At 60.9% G+C, this 15,968-nt stretch carries 16 protein-coding genes; 10 read left to right on the top strand and 6 right to left on the bottom strand.

What is annotated here, in order from left to right; all coding sequences use genetic code 11:
- The first annotated feature begins 1 nt into the window (after window position 1).
- Window positions 2-232: a hypothetical protein gene (locus tag FGL65_RS18665; RefSeq protein WP_348981287.1), complete on the top strand. Its 231-nt coding sequence runs from the start codon at window positions 2-4 to the stop codon at window positions 230-232.
- Entirely contained in the window at window positions 163-1,407 is a 1,245-nt protein-coding gene (locus FGL65_RS01370) for a glycosyltransferase family 9 protein (protein WP_348981286.1), read from the top strand. Before FGL65_RS18665 ends, FGL65_RS01370 begins: the two co-directional genes overlap by 70 nt.
- A gap of 3 nt (window positions 1,408-1,410) precedes the next feature.
- Here FGL65_RS01370 and FGL65_RS01365 read toward each other — a convergent pair whose 3' ends face one another.
- From FGL65_RS01365 to FGL65_RS01350, 4 genes are all read right to left on the bottom strand, one after another.
- A complete protein-coding gene (locus FGL65_RS01365) occupies window positions 1,411-2,187 on the bottom strand; it encodes a substrate-binding periplasmic protein (RefSeq protein ID WP_147819161.1) in 777 nt (258 codons plus the stop codon).
- Between the two features lie 96 nt (window positions 2,188-2,283).
- On the bottom strand, window positions 2,284-3,063 hold the full coding sequence (locus tag FGL65_RS01360) for an ABC transporter permease (protein WP_147819158.1): 780 nt from the start codon (window positions 3,061-3,063) through the stop codon (window positions 2,284-2,286).
- Complete coding sequence (locus tag FGL65_RS01355; protein WP_147819156.1) at window positions 3,060-3,713, bottom strand: ABC transporter ATP-binding protein; 654 nt, start codon at window positions 3,711-3,713, stop codon at window positions 3,060-3,062. The genes FGL65_RS01360 and FGL65_RS01355 overlap by 4 nt, the downstream gene beginning before the upstream one ends.
- A 3-nt stretch (window positions 3,714-3,716) precedes the next feature.
- Window positions 3,717-4,571: a tetratricopeptide repeat protein gene (locus tag FGL65_RS01350; RefSeq protein WP_250645543.1), complete on the bottom strand. Its 855-nt coding sequence runs from the start codon at window positions 4,569-4,571 to the stop codon at window positions 3,717-3,719.
- Window positions 4,572-4,831: 260 nt separating this feature from the next.
- Between FGL65_RS01350 and FGL65_RS01345 the strand changes: the two genes are divergently transcribed.
- The 8 genes from FGL65_RS01345 (at window position 4,832) to aroE (ending at window position 13,417) form a co-directional block, all read left to right on the top strand.
- Window positions 4,832-5,395: a helix-turn-helix domain-containing protein gene (locus FGL65_RS01345; RefSeq protein ID WP_147819153.1), complete on the top strand. Its 564-nt coding sequence runs from the start codon at window positions 4,832-4,834 to the stop codon at window positions 5,393-5,395.
- A gap of 10 nt (window positions 5,396-5,405) precedes the next feature.
- Window positions 5,406-7,052 (top strand): AMP-binding protein, encoded by a 1,647-nt coding sequence (locus tag FGL65_RS01340; RefSeq protein ID WP_147819151.1) that lies wholly within the window; start codon window positions 5,406-5,408, stop codon window positions 7,050-7,052.
- A 129-nt stretch (window positions 7,053-7,181) separates the two neighbouring features.
- The gene (locus FGL65_RS01335) at window positions 7,182-7,730 is read left to right on the top strand and encodes a helix-turn-helix domain-containing protein (protein ID WP_147819149.1); all 549 of its coding nucleotides are present in this window, start codon (window positions 7,182-7,184) and stop codon (window positions 7,728-7,730) included.
- 99 nt (window positions 7,731-7,829) lie between these two features.
- Window positions 7,830-9,485, top strand: a complete 1,656-nt coding sequence (locus FGL65_RS01330; RefSeq protein WP_147819146.1) for an AMP-binding protein — start codon at window positions 7,830-7,832, stop codon at window positions 9,483-9,485.
- Window positions 9,486-9,629: 144 nt separating this feature from the next.
- Window positions 9,630-10,334, top strand: a complete 705-nt coding sequence (locus FGL65_RS01325; RefSeq protein WP_147819144.1) for a tetratricopeptide repeat protein — start codon at window positions 9,630-9,632, stop codon at window positions 10,332-10,334.
- Window positions 10,335-10,363: 29 nt separating this feature from the next.
- On the top strand, window positions 10,364-11,506 hold the full coding sequence (locus FGL65_RS01320; protein WP_187170483.1) for a tetratricopeptide repeat protein: 1,143 nt from the start codon (window positions 10,364-10,366) through the stop codon (window positions 11,504-11,506).
- 115 nt (window positions 11,507-11,621) lie between these two features.
- Window positions 11,622-12,386: an enoyl-ACP reductase FabI gene (locus FGL65_RS01315; RefSeq protein ID WP_147819140.1), complete on the top strand. Its 765-nt coding sequence runs from the start codon at window positions 11,622-11,624 to the stop codon at window positions 12,384-12,386.
- A gap of 227 nt (window positions 12,387-12,613) precedes the next feature.
- Window positions 12,614-13,417, top strand: a complete 804-nt coding sequence (gene aroE, locus FGL65_RS01310) for a shikimate dehydrogenase (RefSeq protein WP_147819138.1) — start codon at window positions 12,614-12,616, stop codon at window positions 13,415-13,417.
- A 271-nt stretch (window positions 13,418-13,688) separates the two neighbouring features.
- On the opposite strand, the gene FGL65_RS01305 is transcribed toward aroE, so the two are convergent.
- Both FGL65_RS01305 and FGL65_RS01300 read right to left on the bottom strand, forming a co-directional pair.
- Entirely contained in the window at window positions 13,689-13,997 is a 309-nt protein-coding gene (locus tag FGL65_RS01305) for a DUF6694 family lipoprotein (protein WP_147819136.1), read from the bottom strand.
- 131 nt (window positions 13,998-14,128) lie between these two features.
- On the bottom strand, window positions 14,129-15,922 hold the full coding sequence (locus FGL65_RS01300; protein ID WP_147819134.1) for a LysM peptidoglycan-binding domain-containing protein: 1,794 nt from the start codon (window positions 15,920-15,922) through the stop codon (window positions 14,129-14,131).
- Window positions 15,923-15,968: the final 46 nt, after the last annotated feature.

Below are 15,968 nucleotides of genomic sequence, written 5' to 3'. Positions count from 1 at the left end.
CATGGAAAAGAAGCCCGTCCTTGTCCTTCAGATGCAGCGCATGGGGGATCTGATCCTCTCGTTTCCCCTGTTCCTGTGGCTGGAGCGCGCCTTTCCGGGCCATCCCGTCTGGGTGGTGGCCGAAGAGGGCTTCTACAAGCCGCTCATGCCCTTGGCCCCCGGGTGGTCTTCATCCCCTGGACCGGCCTGGAGCATCTGGAACGCCACGAGTACGAGCTGCTCATCAACCTGAGCATCCGGCCCGAGGCCGCCGAGCTGGCCGCCCGGCTCAGGGCCGGGGACAAGATCGGCCCCCTGCTGCGGGACGACGGTTCCCAGCACATCCGGGGCGACTGGCAGCTCTACCGGGCCGGGCTGGTGCACAACAATCGCTACAACCGTTTTCACTGGGCCGACCTCAACGCCCTGGACGTGATCCCCCTTTCCCGCATGGCGGGCACCACCTTCGAGGAGCCGCGCACCCTGGCGGACGTGAACAAGGTGGGGCTGTTCCTCGGGGCCAGCGAGGCGGCCAAGCGCCCGGAGCCCTCGTTCTGGGCCGGGCTCATGCGCGAACTGCTGGGCCGGGGCCTGCGCCCGGTGCTCTTCGGCGGGCCCGCCGAGGTGGAGCTGGGGCGCGAGGTGGAGCGGCTCTTCAACGGGCCGGCGCTCAACCTGTGCGGCCGGCTCGGGCTGGACGAGTTCGGGGCCGTGGGCCAGACCCTGTCCCTGTTCATCACCCCGGATACCGGCCCCATGCATCTGGCGGCCTGGACCGGGCTCAAGTGCCTGAACCTGTCCATGGGCAACGTGGCCCCTTGGGAAACCGGGCCGTATCCGCCGGGCCATTACGTGCTGCGGGCGGACATGGACTGTGCGCGGGGCTGCTGGGCGTGTTCCCGGGAAAGGCTGGAATGCCACGCCCCGTTCGAGCCCAAGCGGGTGGCGGCGCTGGCAGCGCGCCTGGCCGCGGGCGACGGCCCGGACAAGCTGGGCAAGCTGCGGCTGCCCGGCCTGGCCCTGTACCGGACCGGAAGCTCCTTGGACGGGCTGTACCATCTTCATGCGCTGGGGGCTGCGGAGGCGGATGAGGAATGGGCCCTGGAGCGGTTCTGGACCGCCTGGTTCGGCGAGCGTTTCGGGCTCTGGGATGCGGCCCGCATCCAGGCGGCCTGGACGGACGTGCGAACCGTGGCCCCGGAGGCCGCGCGGGAAATGCTCGTCCATGTGCCGGTCATGTCCCGCCAGTTCGGGCACGGCCTCAGGACCGGTTCCCTGCTGGAGGAATCCTTCTGGGCCGAGAGCCCTGTCCGGCTCAAGCCCCTGACCGGATTCGCCCACATGTATCTGCAGAACAACGGGTATTCGCGCCCGGCCTGGGCCGAGGTTATGTCCATGCTGGAGCGGCTGGCCGCTCTGGGAGCCTAGGCGTCATTCCAGGCTGCTGGCCACGCCGTACTTCTCGAAGATCCTTTTTCGCCCGCCTTCCGCCGCAAAGCGGGCCAGTTCCGCATCGAACCGTTTCACCAGGGCCCGGGCCCCGGGCCATTTCCTGGAAAAGGCGAGATAGTAGTATCGCTCCTGGCCGATGTTCTTGTCGATGAAGTCGAGCATGTCGAATTCCGGCCTGTTGGTCCGGATGATGTGGGTGCAGGCCGAGACTTCGCAGATGCACAGGTCCACGCGTCCGGACTTGAGCATGCCCAGGTGCCGCAGCTCCAGGGAATCCCCGGACAGGACGTTGACCTTGATCTTGCCTTGCTTCACCGCCTTCATGAATTCCGGCGCATACTGGTAGCCGTGGCTCACGCCGATGCGGTAGGTCTTCAGGTCGTCCATGGTCCGCCAGGCGATGTCCCGGTCCCTGCGCTTGAAAAACACATCCCGGACCGTGCTCAGGGGGGCCGAAAAATAGTAGTCGCGTTCCCGTTCTGGATTCTTGGTCAGGCTGAAGAGCCCGGCCACGATTCCGTTCCGGGCCTCTTCCAGGGCGCGGCTCCAGGGCATGGATTTGATGACCGGGCGGTACCCCATCCGTTGCAGCACCTGGCGGACGATTTCCGTGTCGGTGCCGGTGATTTCCTTTCCCTCGGCGTATTCGAAGGGGGGAAATTCCGTGATGGCCAGGGGAAGGTCCGGTCCGTCGGCCCGGGAAACACCAGACCAGACCGGAACCAAAACCAGGAGCGCAATTGCCAGCAGTTTCATGATCGCCTCCGCCGTTCGTGGTCCATGCCCGTAAGATAGGTGGAGTGGAGCGGTTGCGCCATTAGAAGCTGGATGCGGGAAGGGATAATAACGGGTTCAGCGCACCAGCGCCTGCTGCGCCCCGCCGAAGCACCGCTTCCGGACCAGTCCCACCACCAGCACGGACCCGATGGCCGTGGAGGCCACCAGCATGAGCATGACCATGATCTGGTAGCGGATGGACACCAGCGGGTCGGCACCGGCCAGGATCTGGCCGGTCATCATGCCGGGCAGGAACACGATGCCCACGCCCATGAGCGAGTTGATGGACGGGATCATGCCCGCGCGCACCGCGTCGGCAACGATCCCCCGGCTGGCCTCCTCGGGGGTGGCCCCGAGCGCCAGGCGCATCTCCACCTCGGCCCGTTTGGCCTTGAGCTCGGAAAAGAGGCGTTCCAGGGAGACCGAGATGGCGGTCATGGAATTGCCCACGATCATGCCCGCCAGGGGAATGAAGTACTGCGGGGTCCACCACGGTTTTGCCCCCACGATGACCCCGGTCACCAGAAGGGAGACCACGGAATAGCTGAGGAGCATGGACAGGAAGGTGGGCAGGAGAAAGGGCACGCTGCGTTCCCTGACCCGCCCCCGGATGATGTGGGCGGCGGCCCCCACCATGAGCAGGAACACGCCCAGCACGGGCGCTGCCATGTCCAGGCGGAACACGAACTTGAGCACGTAGCCCATGAGAAAGAGCTGGGCGAAGGTGCGCGCCGTGCCCACGGCCAGGTCCCTGCCCAGTCCCAGGTTATGGGCCAGGGAAGCGCCCCCGGCCACGAGCACGAAACCGAGGCACAGGGCCAGTTGCAGGGGGCCGATGTCCATGACGCCGTTCATGCGCGCTCCACGGTTCTGTTGCCGATTCTCAGCAGGCCGGTTACCCCGTCCGGAACAGCCTCCGAGTGGGAGATCATTACGATGGTCACGCCCTCGTCCCGCAGTTGCCGGGCCGATTCCAGGACCACGGCCGCGCTTTTTGGGTCCAGGGCCGAGGTGGGTTCGTCCATGAGCAGCACCCGGGGGGAGAGCAGCCGGGTGCGGAGCAGGCAGACCCGTTGCGCCTGGCCCACGGACAGGGATTTGGCCTCGTCCTCCAGGCTCACCCCGTCCAGCAGGTATTCCGCAAGAAAGTTTCTCAGGGCGTTGTCGTCCGGGGTTTGCAGGGCAGCGTTGCTCTTGAAGGAGAAGGGCAGGAGCAGGTTGCGGCGTACGGTGCCTTCCTCCAGGGTCGGGGTCTGCTGCACGTAGGCCGCCTTGCGCCGCAGCTCGGCCGGGGCAAGGTCCGCATAGGGCGTTCCGTCAAAGTGCAGGGTCCCGCCGGTGGGTTCCTCCAGACGGCAGAGCAGGCGCAGCAGCGTGGATTTTCCCACGCCGGACGGGCCGCGCACCAGCAGGTATTCCCCGGCCTCGATGCCCAGGTCCGTCCGCTCCAGCAGGGGGGCGGCGCCCGGGTAGGCAAAGGAAACGCCGTCCAACCGGATGAGCATGGATCAGTCCGCCTGCTTCTTGATATATTCCAGGAACTTCGCAGCTTCCTCGAAGTCGGGGTTGATTTGAAGCGCCTTTTGCAGCTGTTCGGCGCAGAGCTCTTTCTCGCCCTTGCCGAAATAGGCCCGGGCCATGTTGTAGTGCAGGTTTTCGTCCTCGTAGTCCGCGGTCTCGATGGCCTTGCCGTAGTACTCGATGGACTGGTCGAAGAGGTTGGACTTGCGCAGGTTGATGCCGAACTCGTTGAACAGGTGCTTGTGTTCCGGGGAAAAGGCCGCTTCCAGGCCCACCAGCCGGTGGAACATGTCGTTGGCCTTGGTGGGTTCCCCGCGCTCCATGTAGGTCAGGCCCAGCCCGAAGTTGGCCCGCACGTTGTCCTCGTCCACGTCCAGGGCCTGCTTGAACTCGAATTCCGCGCTGTAGAACGCACCGTTCTTGCGCTGGTCCTCGGCGCGCTTCAGGGAGTCGTTGAGCTCCTTGAGCTTGGGAAAGACCTTCTGCTGGTAGTATTCCGGCTCCGGGTTGAACTTGGCGATGAGGTCCTCGCGGGCGATCTCGGTCTTGGAGCCCGAGGGGACGTTGCTGACGTTCAGCGGCTGGATCTCCACCATGCCGTCGTCCCGCTCCTCGGCGTACCAGAAGGTTTTGCTCACGGTCTTGCGCGTGGTGGTGCCGGTGCCCACCTTGTCCACCTGCTGCGAGGAAAAAAGCCCCTGTATCTTGATGTGCTTGGCCGCCTCGGGCATGGCAAAGCCCGCGTCGTTCCCTGCCGGAGGGGCGGCGGCCTGCGGGGCGTTCTGCTCTTCCATTTCGTCCGTATCGAGCACGCTGTCTTGGTCGACCTTTTCTTCTGCCACGGAGGGTCCTTTTTCAACTGGCTATGATCATTAATGAAAATACTACTGTTACAATAATACACAGCCCGCGTTTTGTTTGCAACCGCAACCACGTGAAGAATAAGTAAGTCGGCTGGCGGCCGGCCCTGGTTACAGATGGTGACTTTTGCAGGCTTTTCTACTAAATGCCGAAGTTTGGGAGAGGACCGTTTCATCAAGGACCACAACCGGGCAATGGTGCCCAGCGCCCCGCCATGGCGCAATCAACGGAGGACGCATTGATGCAGGACAAGATAGGGAAACGAATCAAGGCATTCAGGGAAAAGCTGGAGCTGACACTGGAAACCATGGCCGAAAGGACCGGCCTGGAACCGGACTTTCTGAGGTCCGTGGAAGACGAAGGCATGTATCCCTCCCTAGGCCCCCTGCTCAAGATTGCCCGCGCCCTCGGTGTCCGGCTCGGCACCTTCCTCGACGACCAGGTCTCCCGCGATCCGCTGGTGGTCAAACTGGGCGAGCGCGAGGAAGAGATGACCATGAAGCGCAACAAGGACGTGACCGAGCTGCGCTACTTCTCCCTGGGCAAGGGCAAGAGCGACCGCCACATGGAGCCGTTCTTCATCGAGCTGCTGCCCGAGTCCGGCGACGACAAGCATCTTTCCTCCCACGAGGGCGAGGAATTCATCATTGTCCAGTCCGGTCAGCTTTCCGTGCTTTACGGCAAGGAGGAGCAGGTTCTGGAGGCAGGCGACAGCATCTATTTCAATTCCATCGTGCCGCACCATGTCGCCGCCCACGGCGACGAGAAATGTGAGATCTACGCGGTGCTCTACTTTCCGGAATAAGGAGGGCGCCATGAGAGATACAGCACTCAGGGAAGTGACCCTCGGTCAGCTTCTCGACGAAACCGTTGCACAGTGGCCCGACAGCGATGCGGTCATCTACGTGGACCGCGACTTCCGCCTGACCTGGAGCGAGTTCGGCGCGCTGGTGGACGACATGGCCAAGGGCCTCATGGCCCTGGGAGTCAAGAAGGGCGAGAAGGTGGCCGTCTGGGCCAACAACGTGCCCTACTGGGTGGCCCTGCAGTTCGCCACGGCCAAGATCGGGGCCGTGCTGCTCACGGTCAACACCCACTACCGGACCCACGAGCTGGAATTCCTGCTCAAGAACTCCGAGGCCGAGAACTTCGTGACCATCGGCGAGTTCCGGGACCACGACTACCTGAACACCACCTACGAGTTGATCCCCGAGCTGCGCGAGCAGCAGCGGGGCTATCTCAAGAGCAAGAAGTTCCCGCACCTCAAGCGCGTCTTCTATCTCGGGGCCGAAAAGCACCGGGGCATGTATTCCGTGCCCGAGGTCATCGGCATGTCCGCCATGGTGGACGAGGCCGACTACCAGGCCCGCCAGGACAGCCTGGACCCGCACGACGTGGTCAACATGCAGTACACCTCCGGAACAACCGGGTTCCCCAAGGGCGTGCAGCTGACCCACTCCAACATCGGCAACAACGGCTACTGGATCGGCCAGAACATGAACTATACGCACAAGGACAGGCTCTGCCTGGCCGTGCCCTTGTTCCACTGCTTCGGCTGCGTGCTGGCCGTGCTGGCCTGCGTCAACCACGGCGTGGCCATGATCATCCTCGAGGACTACGATCCCCTGCAGGTCATGATCTCCGTGGAGCAGGAAAAGTGCACGTCCCTCTACGGCGTGCCCACCATGTTCATCGCCACCCTGCAGCACAAGGCCTTCGACAAGTTCGATTTCTCGTCCCTGCGCACCGGCATCATGGCCGGGTCCCCCTGTCCCGTGGAGGTCATGAAGCAGGTCATGGACAGGATGCACATGCACGAGATCACCATCTGTTACGGGCTCACCGAGACCAGCCCGGTCATGACCCAGACCCGGATCGGCGACACCATGGAGCACATGACCGAGACCGTGGGGCAGGCCATGCCCGAGATCGAGGTCAAGGTCGTGAATCCCGAGACCGGCAAGGACTGCGCCTGCGGCGAGCAGGGCGAGGTCTGCTGCCGGGGCTACAACGTCATGGTCGGCTACTACAACAACCCCAAGGCCACCGAGGAAGCCCTCGACAAGGACGGCTGGCTGCATTCGGGCGACCTGGGCGTCATGGACGAGGACGGGTATCTGTCCATCACCGGCAGGCTCAAGGACATGATCATCCGAGGCGGCGAGAACATCTATCCGCGCGAGATCGAGGAGTTCCTGTACACCATGCCCGGTATCCAGGACGTGCAGGTGGCCGGCGTGCCAAGCGTCAAGTTCGGCGAGGAGGTGGGCGCGTTCGTCATCCTCAAGGAAGGGGCCGACCTGGCTCCCGAGGACGTGCAGGACTACTGCCGCGGCAAGATCTCGCGGTACAAGATTCCCAAGTACGTGGCCATGGTCGACCAGTATCCCATGACCGCCAGCGGCAAGATCCAGAAATACAAGCTGCGCGAGCTCGGAGCGGAACTGTTCCCGGACGCGTAGGTTGAAGTAATATAGTTCATCGGGAGGGGGGCTTTTGCAAAAGCCCCCCTCTTGAGCTCTCCCCGCAAAACCTTTTGCCAGGCGCTTTGCGCCGGGGGAGATTGGTTCATGAAAAGAAGAGAGGATTGTATGGAACAGTACAAAGACATCGCACCGAGGCTTGCTGGCCTTCGTGACGATATGGGCTGGTCCGTGGAGGAGATGGCGCAGCAGCTCGGCCGCAGCGCAAAGGAAGTGGAGAAATTCGAATCCGGCAGCGTGGAGATTCCCGTGGGCTACATGCTCGACGTCTCCCGCCTGTGCAAGGTGGACCTGACCACGCTCATCTCGGGCCGCGAGCCGCACCTCAAGTCCTATGCGCTGGTGCGCAAGGGCGAAGGGTTCTCCGTGGACCGCCGCAAGGACTACGACTACAAGAGCCTCGGCTACAAGTTCGCCGGGCGCGACATGGAGCCCTTCTTCATCCGCGTGCCCTCCAAGGGCGGCGAGGAAATGGCCGAGACCAGCCACAAGGGCCAGGAGTTCATCTACATGCTCGAAGGCCGGCTGGAGCTGCGCATCAACGGCGAACCGCTCATCCTGGAGCCGGGCGACAGCATCTATTTTAATTCCGAAGCGCCCCACGCCCTGCGCGGCCTGGACGGGCGCGACGCGGTCTTCATCGACGTAATTCTCTAGGGCTGGCCGGAAATCCGCCGGTCCGCCCGTTTCAAACCCCATCGTTTGCGACACTCGGACAATGGAACGTCAACCCAAGAGAATTACGGAGAAAAACCAATGGAGACCAAAAAGGAATTCAAGTCCTACGAGGACTTTGCCGCCAATTATAAACTGAACGTCCCGGAAAACTACAACTTTTCCTTTGACTGCCTCGATGTGCTGGCCCAGGACCCCGAGCGCCCGGCCATGATCCACATCGACCCCGAAGGAAGCCGCCACGAATACTCCTTCGGTTTTTTCAGGGAGCAGTCCTGCCGCATGGCCAACGCCCTCAGCGAGCGGGGCGTCAAGAAGGGTGACCGCATCATGCTCATCCTCTACCGCCGCGTGGAGTTCTGGACCGCCATGCTCGCCCTGCACCGCCTGGGCGCGGTGCCCATCCCGTCGCCCTCCCTGCTCACGGAAAAGGATATCCGCGAGCGCGTCAACTACGCCAACATCCGGGCCATCATCTGCGAAGACTCCATCTGCGAGCGCGTGGACAAGGCCCGCGTCGACTGCCCGAGCCTCGCGAATCTGGTGCAGGTGGACGGCGAGCTCAACGCGGGCTGGGAAAGCTGGGATGCGCTCATGGAGTCCGGCTCCCCGGAATTCGCGCGTCCGGCCGAGTGCCCGGGCGGCGACGATCCGTTCCTGATCTTCTTCTCGTCCGGCACCACGGGCATGCCCAAGATGGTGCTGCACAACCACACCTATCCCTACAGCCACTATACCACGGCGGCCTACTGGCACGACCTGGAGCCCGGCGACATCCACCTGACCCTTTCCGACACGGGCTGGGGCAAGTGCGTCTGGGGCAAGTTCTACGGCCAGTGGATGGCCGGGGCCGTGGTCTTTGTCTGGGACTTCCGGGGCAAGTTCGTTCCCGCCGAGCTGCTGGAACTGCTGGCCGCGCACAAGGTGACCACCTTCTGCGCCCCGCCCACGGTGTACCGTTTTCTGGTCCGCGAAGACCTCAAGAAGTACGATTTATCCAGCCTGCGCCACTGCACCACGGCGGGCGAGCTGCTCAACGATTCCGTGTTTTACGCCTGGAGGGAGGCCACGGGCCTGCCCCTGTACGAGGGCTACGGCCAGACCGAAACCACGCTTCAGGTGGCCACGTTCAAGTTCATGGAGCCCCGGCCTTCGTCCATTGGCCGCCCGGTTCCGGGCTGGGAAATCGCCCTGCTGGGCGAGGACGGCAAGCCGGTTCCCCGTGGGGAAGAAGGCGAAATCTGCATCAAATTGCATACTGATTCCGGCAATAACGGCGTGCTCGGCCTGTTCGACAGCTACCTGGACGAGCCCGAAAAGACCGCCGCGGCCAAGGTGGACGGCTATTACCACACCGGCGACAAGGTCTGGGAGGACGAGGAGGGCTTCTTCTGGTTCATGGGCCGCACCGACGACCTGATCAAGAGTTCCGGCTACCGCGTGGGCCCGTTCGAGGTGGAATCCGCCCTGGTTTCCCACGACGCCGTGGTGGAGGCCGCAGTCACGGGCGTGCCCGACCCGGTGCGCGGCCAGGCCATCAAGGCCACTCTGGTGCTCGCCCCGGGCTATGATGGCTCCGACGAGTTGACCAAAGAACTCCAGGACCACGTCAAGAAGATCACCGCGCCGTACAAGTACCCGCGCATCATCGAATACGTGGCCGAGCTTCCCAAGACCATCTCCGGCAAGATCAAGCGCGCCGAGATCCGCAAGGAAGACGAGAGCAAATACAACTAACAGTGGCGTTCACGCCGCATGAAAGGGAGCCTTCGGGTTCCCTTTTTTGTGTCAAAAATTGTCGATACATAATGCTCGATATTGATGTGGAGGTGGCGTATGTCTATTGTGTTGTCCTGATAATTACATAAGGAGATCCGAGAGATGCGTCGTCCCAAATGGTACTATTCCGTTGTATTTGCTTGCTTGATGCTGTCCGTTTCCACGTCCACCTGGGCCAGCTCTTATGAAGATGGTATGCACGCCTATCAAAACGGTGAATACGAAAAAGCTTCTGACATATTCAGGCCTTTAGCAGAACAGGGAGATGTTGGGTCTCAGTACCGTTTGGGGCAGATGTACGCTCTCGGCGTACTGGGAAAGCAAGATTACGCTTTGGCCGCAGACTGGTTCCATAAGGCTGCTGTTCAGGGTTATGCACTTGCTCAAGCGGATTATGGTGTTGTTCTCATTGCTGGGTTTATTGGAAATCCTCAAGCAAGCGAAGGAGCAAAATGGATCGAAAAAAGCGCTGCGCAGGGGAATTTGAAAGGGCGATTTCTCTTGGCTGATTTGCTTCTGGCCGGAGTGGGAGTTCCACAGGATATGCCCAGAGCGTATAAGCTTTTTTTTGAAACAGCCAATGAGGGCTATACAGAATCATATGTACGCCTTTGCTGGATGTATATGAAGGGAACGGGCGTTGTTAAAGATGAAACAGAAGGGCTGAAGTGGTTGATCATAGCTGCCGATGCAGGCCATCCGAAAGCGATAAAAGCGTTGGAGGAATATTCTACGGAAATCACTTCGGATCAATATACCGAGGCCGAGCGCCTGGCCCGGGAATGGGAGCCGAAACAGGCACAATAGCCATCAAATTCTATGAGGAGATGACATCTGTGAAAGTCGTTAAGTTCTCGTTGTTGCTTTGCCTGACGTTGGCATGGATGGGTTGCTCTGCGGGCGGAGGTCGGCCGGATGAATTCGCCAAAGGGGTAGAGGCATATGACAAAGGAGATTTCGTAATCGCTTTGGAGTTACTTAAGCCGTTTGCGGAACAGGGTGATTCCTCATCACAGTTCAATATAGCCCAAATTTATTTCATGGGGTCGGAAGACGTTCCCCAGAATTTTGGTGAAGCTGCTAGATGGTACCGCAAGGCTGCGGAGCAGGGAGTACCTGATGCCCAGTACAATCTTGCTTATCTGTACCGAAATGGGCTGGGAGTCGAACAGGATGATACCGCCGCTGTAAACCTTTATCGAAAAGCTGCCGTCCAGGATTTTGTCCCAGGCCAGCAAGGGCTGGCATCGATGTATTATCTCGGTCTCGGTGTCGATCAGAGCTATTCGGAGGCCTTGAAGTGGTATGAGAAGGGAGCAGAGTTGGGCAACGCCGAATGCCAGTTCAACGCAGGTCGAATGTATCAGGACGGCATGGGTATTGAACGGGATTACGTCAAAGCTTTGAAGTTGATGCGTAAGGCTGCGGATCAGGGGTTGAGGATCGCACAGGGCCATGTTGGAAAGCATTATTTCTACGGCTGGGGCATTGAACAGGATTATGAGAAGGCCGCCAAATGGCTTCTTTTGGCTGCCGGGAAAGGCGAAGCGGATGCCCAAGCGTTTTTCGGCATGATGTGTCTGAGTGGACTTGGTGTGAAATTTGATGAAGCAAGCGGTTTGAAATGGATCCGAAAAAGTGCTTCCCAAGGCTCGCCGCAGGGATTGAATTTTCTGGCGGAGATGTATTATACAGGCAATTTTGTTGAGCGGGATTACGCTAAAGCAGCCAAGCTGTCTTTGGCTGCGGCAGAACAGAGTGATGCTGATTCTGCATTGAGACTTGCCTGCTTGTATGGGGTTGGCAACGGCGTGGCCCAAAACAGGGTCGAAGCTCTCAAATGGGCCATGACCGCGTCAGTTCTCGGTAGGGATGAAGCCGTCGAGGTCGTGCAAAAGCTTACCGCACAGCTCACCCCCGCCCAGATCGCCGAGTCCGAGCGTCTGGCCCGGGAATGGAAGCCGACAAAGGCGAAGTGATCACCAAAAATCCTTGTCCAATAATTCGCAATCACCTGCATTTGTAAAGAAAGTGAAAACCTACTTTTGCTCCGGGGATTTTGTGCTATAGTGCGCCCCAGCAAAGGAGAAATGAATGTTACTTGAAGGTAAGAAAGCACTTATATTCGGAGTGGTTAACGACCGCAGCATCGCCTACGGCATCGCCAAGCAGTTCAAGGAGCAGGGCGCGCGCCTGGCCTTCAGCTATGCGGCCGACCCCATTGCCAAGCGCCTGGAGCCCATCAGCGAGGAGCTGGGCGGCGAGTTCATGTTCAAATGTGACGTGACCTCGGACGAGGACATTGCCGAGGGCGTCAAGCTGGTGGAAGAGCAGTGGGGCGACGTGGACATCATCGTGCACGCCATTGCCTACGCCAACCGCGAGGACCTCAAGGGCCGGTTCATCGATACCAGCCGCGACGGGTACAAGCTGGCCCTGGATGTCTCCTCCTTTTCCCTGGTCGCCCTGTGCAAGGCCTACGAGGGCCTGCTCAACCCGGGCGGCTCCGTGCAGACCCTGAGCTACTACGGCGCGGGCAAGGTGGTGGCCAACTACAACGCCATGGGCGTGGCCAAGGCAGCCCTGGAAGCCTGCGTGCGCTACCTGGCCGTGGATCTCGGCGAAAAGGGCGTGCGCATCAACGCCATCAGCGCCGGCCCGGTGAAGACCATGGCCGCCTCGGCCATCAGCGGCTTCAAGACCATCCTTTCCAAGATCGAGGACCGCGCCCCGTTGCACCGCAACATCACCATCGACGACGTGGGCAAGTGCGCCCTGTACCTGGCCTCGGATCTCTCGTCCGGCACCACCGGCGACGTGATCTTCGTGGATTCCGGCTACAACATCATGGGAGTATAGCCGGTTGTCCCTCTAGGCCCGATTACTACGTTGCTTAAACCGCCAGGTCCTCACGTATGTCTCAATACGCTGCGGGCCCGGCGGTTTTTTGCGCCTTGTATTCGAACCTATTTGAACAACCTGATGGAATTGTTTAAGGGAGCATGAAGCTGGTTGATTGAAGAGTTTGATGGATCAAGTCTGCTTTCAGGTTATTCGTTCCAAAAATTCAAAAAAACGGGACCGCCATGACGCAAAGATACGGAATTATCGGCTGGCCGCTGGGGCATACCCTGAGTCCGACCCTGCACAATTCCGGGTTCAAAACCCTCGGGATAGATGCGGAGTATGTTGCCTGGCCGCTGGAGCCCCTCGGGCTGTCCGATTTCATGGCCCGGTTTCGCGACGAGGAGATCCAGGGCCTGAGCGTGACCATTCCGCACAAACGCTCGGTCATGAAGTACCTGGACGAGATGACCTTCCGGGCAAAATCCGTTGGCGCGGTGAACACCGTGTTCTGGAAGGACGACTTGGTCTGGGGCGAAAACACGGATGTGAACGGGCTGATCGATCCCCTGGCGAAGATGCGAAACGTGCCGAAAACAGCACTGGTCCTCGGGGCTGGCGGGGCGGCGCGGGCCGCCGTTGTGGGCCTGCAAGAGCTGGAAGTCGGGGAAATAATCGTCTGCAACCGTACCCGCAGCAAGGCGGAAATTCTGGGCCATGACTTCAATGTCCGGGTGGTGGACTGGGAAAAACGCCACGAGCTTGCGCCCGGGCTTATCCTCAATACCACGCCCCTGGGCATGTCCGGCGAGCTGGAAACCCTTTCTCCCTGGGAGGCGGATTTCCCTCGGGGCTGCGTCGTGTACGACATCGTCTACAATCCCCTGCGCACCAGACTGCTTGCCGAGGCCCGCGAAAAGGGGTGTGAAATCATCGAGGGAATCGAGATGTTTCTGCACCAGGGGCTGGCCCAGTTCCGGCTTTGGACCGGGCGGGAGTATGACGCGCAGGCGGCCCGCCGGGTGCTGCTGGAGGCGCTTTCCTGAAGGATTGGGCGGTCATGAAAAGATGAAGAAAAGCGGCGTGTTGTCAATGCGCCGCTTTTTTCGTCATCAAGGCGTGATTATAATGGAGTGTGACAAAGGCTGACGAGATATTGTCATTGAGCAACGGTTTCATTGGTTCCACAGGGCACGCCCTCCGCTGGGCTCTGTGGAAGGCGGGTGGCTCTACCCCACCTGGAGTCATCCGTAACGAAAAGGCGACCCTCCCCAATAAGGTCGCCTTTTCTCGTGTTTTATTTTGATTGCTGCGAGGCTATTCCTTGGCCTCGGCCATCCTGTCTCCCAGTTCGATCACTTCTTCGGCGGTCATGCCGTTCAGTTCCTCGCCGATGGCCTTCATGGGGTCCTTGCCTTCCATGGCCGCCTTGGTGCCGATCTTCATGGTGATCAGGGCCACGGAGGCGCTGAACTGGGCCTGCTGTTCGGGAGAGAGTTCCTCGGCGGCCTTTTTCATGGAGGTGGCGAAGGCCTCGGGAGAGGATCCGTCGATGGACGATCCGCCGGAACAGCCGGCGGCCAGCAGCAGGCTGGCGATCAGGATACAGGAAAGAAGAATACGCATGGTGACTCCTTGGTTTGAATTTTCTCCCCTTTAGTATGGAAATGCTTTCAAGGGCAAGAGGTTGATATTCCTTGCACAAAAAAAGGCGGCCCCCAAAGGGGACCGCCTGGGATGTCGTTCTTGCCTTGCGGCTAGCGCACGTAGACCTTGAGGCGCTGGCCCGCGTAGATGGTGCCCCGGCTGTTCAGGTTGTTCCAGCGGCGCAGGTCGCTGACGCGCACGCTGAAGCGCTTGGCGATCTTGGAAAGCGTGTCGCCCCTGCGGACCTGGTAGCGCACGAGCTGTTCCTTGGTCTGCTCGGCCTGCTTGGCGGCCGTGCGGGTGGCCTCGCCCGTGTTGGCGGGGATGTAGAGCTTCATGCCCGGCTTGAGGCTGCCGGAGCTCAGGCCGTTGGCGCGCTTGATGGTGTTCACGCTGGTGTGGAACTTCTGGGAGATGGACCACAGGTTGTCGCCGCTCTTGACCACGTAGTTGGAGCGCTTCTGGGCAATGGCCCGGGTCTTGGTGTTCGCTCCCGCGCCGCTGGCCTTGGCGGCCCTGCTGCCGGGAATGGCGACGACCTGACCCACGCGCAGGCTGTTGGAGTACTGGCCGTTGACGTTCTTGAGCTTGGCCACGGTGGTGCCGAACTTGCGGGAAATGGTCCACCAGGAGTCGCCGCGCCGCACCCGGTACTTGCCTGAGGTGGGGATGGGCTCGGAGCCTGAGCTGGCCACCAGAGCCCTGGAGGAGCCTCGGCCCGGCACCATGACGTGCTGGCCGGGACGCAGCGTGTTGGAATGCTGGTTGTTGACCTTCTTGAGCACTGCGATGGGCACGCCGTAGCGGCGGGAAATGCGCCACCAGGAATCGCCGTTGCCCACGCGGTGCCGGATGTAGCCCGCATAGGGACGCGAGGACGGGTCCGCCAGGTAGGCGATCATCTTGTCCGCGTTTTCCACGGGCAGGTAGGCCGTGGTGGTGATGCCCGGAGGGCTGACCTGACGGCGGAAGGCCGGGTTCAGTTCGTGGAACGTGCGCCAGTTCATGTTGCCAGCCTTGGAAAGGGCCAGCAGGTCCGTGCCGCCCGGCACGTCCACCTTGATGATCTCGTCTTCCTGGTCCCAGCGCACGGGTTCGAAGCCCAGGGCCTCGAGGTTCTGGAATATCTTGGAGATGGCGATGAACTTGGGAACGTAGTGCAGGGTTTCCTTGCGCAGGCGGGCCCGGTAGGACAGCCTGCGGTTCTTGGCACAGAGATCGAAGAAGTCGTTGGTGTTGGTGTATTTGAGGGCTCGGGCTATCTTGCCGGGGCCTGCGTTGTAGGCGGCCAGTGCCAGGTACCAGTCGCCGAATTCGTCGTAGAGTTCCTTGAGCATGACGGCCGCCGCCTCGGTGGCCTTGTAGGGGTCGCGGCGTTCGTCGATCCACCAGTCCACCTTGAGGCCGTACTTGCGGCCCGTGTAGGGCATGAACTGCCACATGCCGCCCGCCCCGGCCCAGGAATAGGCGTGGGCGTTGTACCCGGACTCGGTAAAGGGCAGCAGCACCAGGTCCTGGGGCAGCCCGTAGCGGGTCAGGGTCTTGCGCACATAGGGCAGGTAGGGTTCGGAGCGCTTGAGCCAGCGGGTGAAGGTTTTGCGGGCCTTGTGGGTGAAGTACTTGAAGTACTGCTCCACTTCCTTGGTCTCGTGGGGCTCCAGGTCGAAAAGCAGGCCGAACTTGGCCCGCAGCACGGTTTTTTCCGCTTCGGTGAGCGTGGATGTGTCGGAGTCGGGGTCGGCCTGGAGCTCGGGGTCGAGCTTTTCCTCGGCCGTCTGGGGACCGAAAACCTCGCCCTCGGCGGCGGTTTGGTCCGTGGTGACGTTTTTCGGGGTACATGCGGCGAACAGCAGCAAAAGGCCGAGCGCTAGTGCAGTAGCCCGAAAAGATTTGATAATATCCAAAAAAACCTCCAAAATTGCGCTTAACTTACCAGAAGTGCGCGTTCGT

It is taken from the genome of Salidesulfovibrio onnuriiensis, from assembly GCF_008001235.1.
Lineage (GTDB): Bacteria > Desulfobacterota > Desulfovibrionia > Desulfovibrionales > Desulfovibrionaceae > Pseudodesulfovibrio > Pseudodesulfovibrio onnuriiensis.
This window is presented reverse-complemented; position numbering and strand designations above follow the sequence as displayed.

Coding starts and splice junctions, on each gene's coding strand:
- FGL65_RS01360 (WP_147819158.1), bottom strand. CDS start 3,063: ATGAACGGCGTCATGGACATCGGCCCCCTGCAACTGGCCCTGTGCCTC.
- FGL65_RS18665 (WP_348981287.1), top strand. CDS start 2: ATGGAAAAGAAGCCCGTCCTTGTCCTTCAGATGCAGCGCATGGGGGAT.
- FGL65_RS01330 (WP_147819146.1), top strand. CDS start 7,830: ATGGAGACCAAAAAGGAATTCAAGTCCTACGAGGACTTTGCCGCCAAT.
- FGL65_RS01305 (WP_147819136.1), bottom strand. CDS start 13,997: ATGCGTATTCTTCTTTCCTGTATCCTGATCGCCAGCCTGCTGCTGGCC.
- FGL65_RS01345 (WP_147819153.1), top strand. CDS start 4,832: ATGCAGGACAAGATAGGGAAACGAATCAAGGCATTCAGGGAAAAGCTG.
- FGL65_RS01365 (WP_147819161.1), bottom strand. CDS start 2,187: ATGAAACTGCTGGCAATTGCGCTCCTGGTTTTGGTTCCGGTCTGGTCT.
- FGL65_RS01315 (WP_147819140.1), top strand. CDS start 11,622: ATGTTACTTGAAGGTAAGAAAGCACTTATATTCGGAGTGGTTAACGAC.
- aroE (WP_147819138.1), top strand. CDS start 12,614: ATGACGCAAAGATACGGAATTATCGGCTGGCCGCTGGGGCATACCCTG.
- FGL65_RS01340 (WP_147819151.1), top strand. CDS start 5,406: ATGAGAGATACAGCACTCAGGGAAGTGACCCTCGGTCAGCTTCTCGAC.
- FGL65_RS01335 (WP_147819149.1), top strand. CDS start 7,182: ATGGAACAGTACAAAGACATCGCACCGAGGCTTGCTGGCCTTCGTGAC.
- FGL65_RS01325 (WP_147819144.1), top strand. CDS start 9,630: ATGCGTCGTCCCAAATGGTACTATTCCGTTGTATTTGCTTGCTTGATG.
- FGL65_RS01355 (WP_147819156.1), bottom strand. CDS start 3,713: ATGCTCATCCGGTTGGACGGCGTTTCCTTTGCCTACCCGGGCGCCGCC.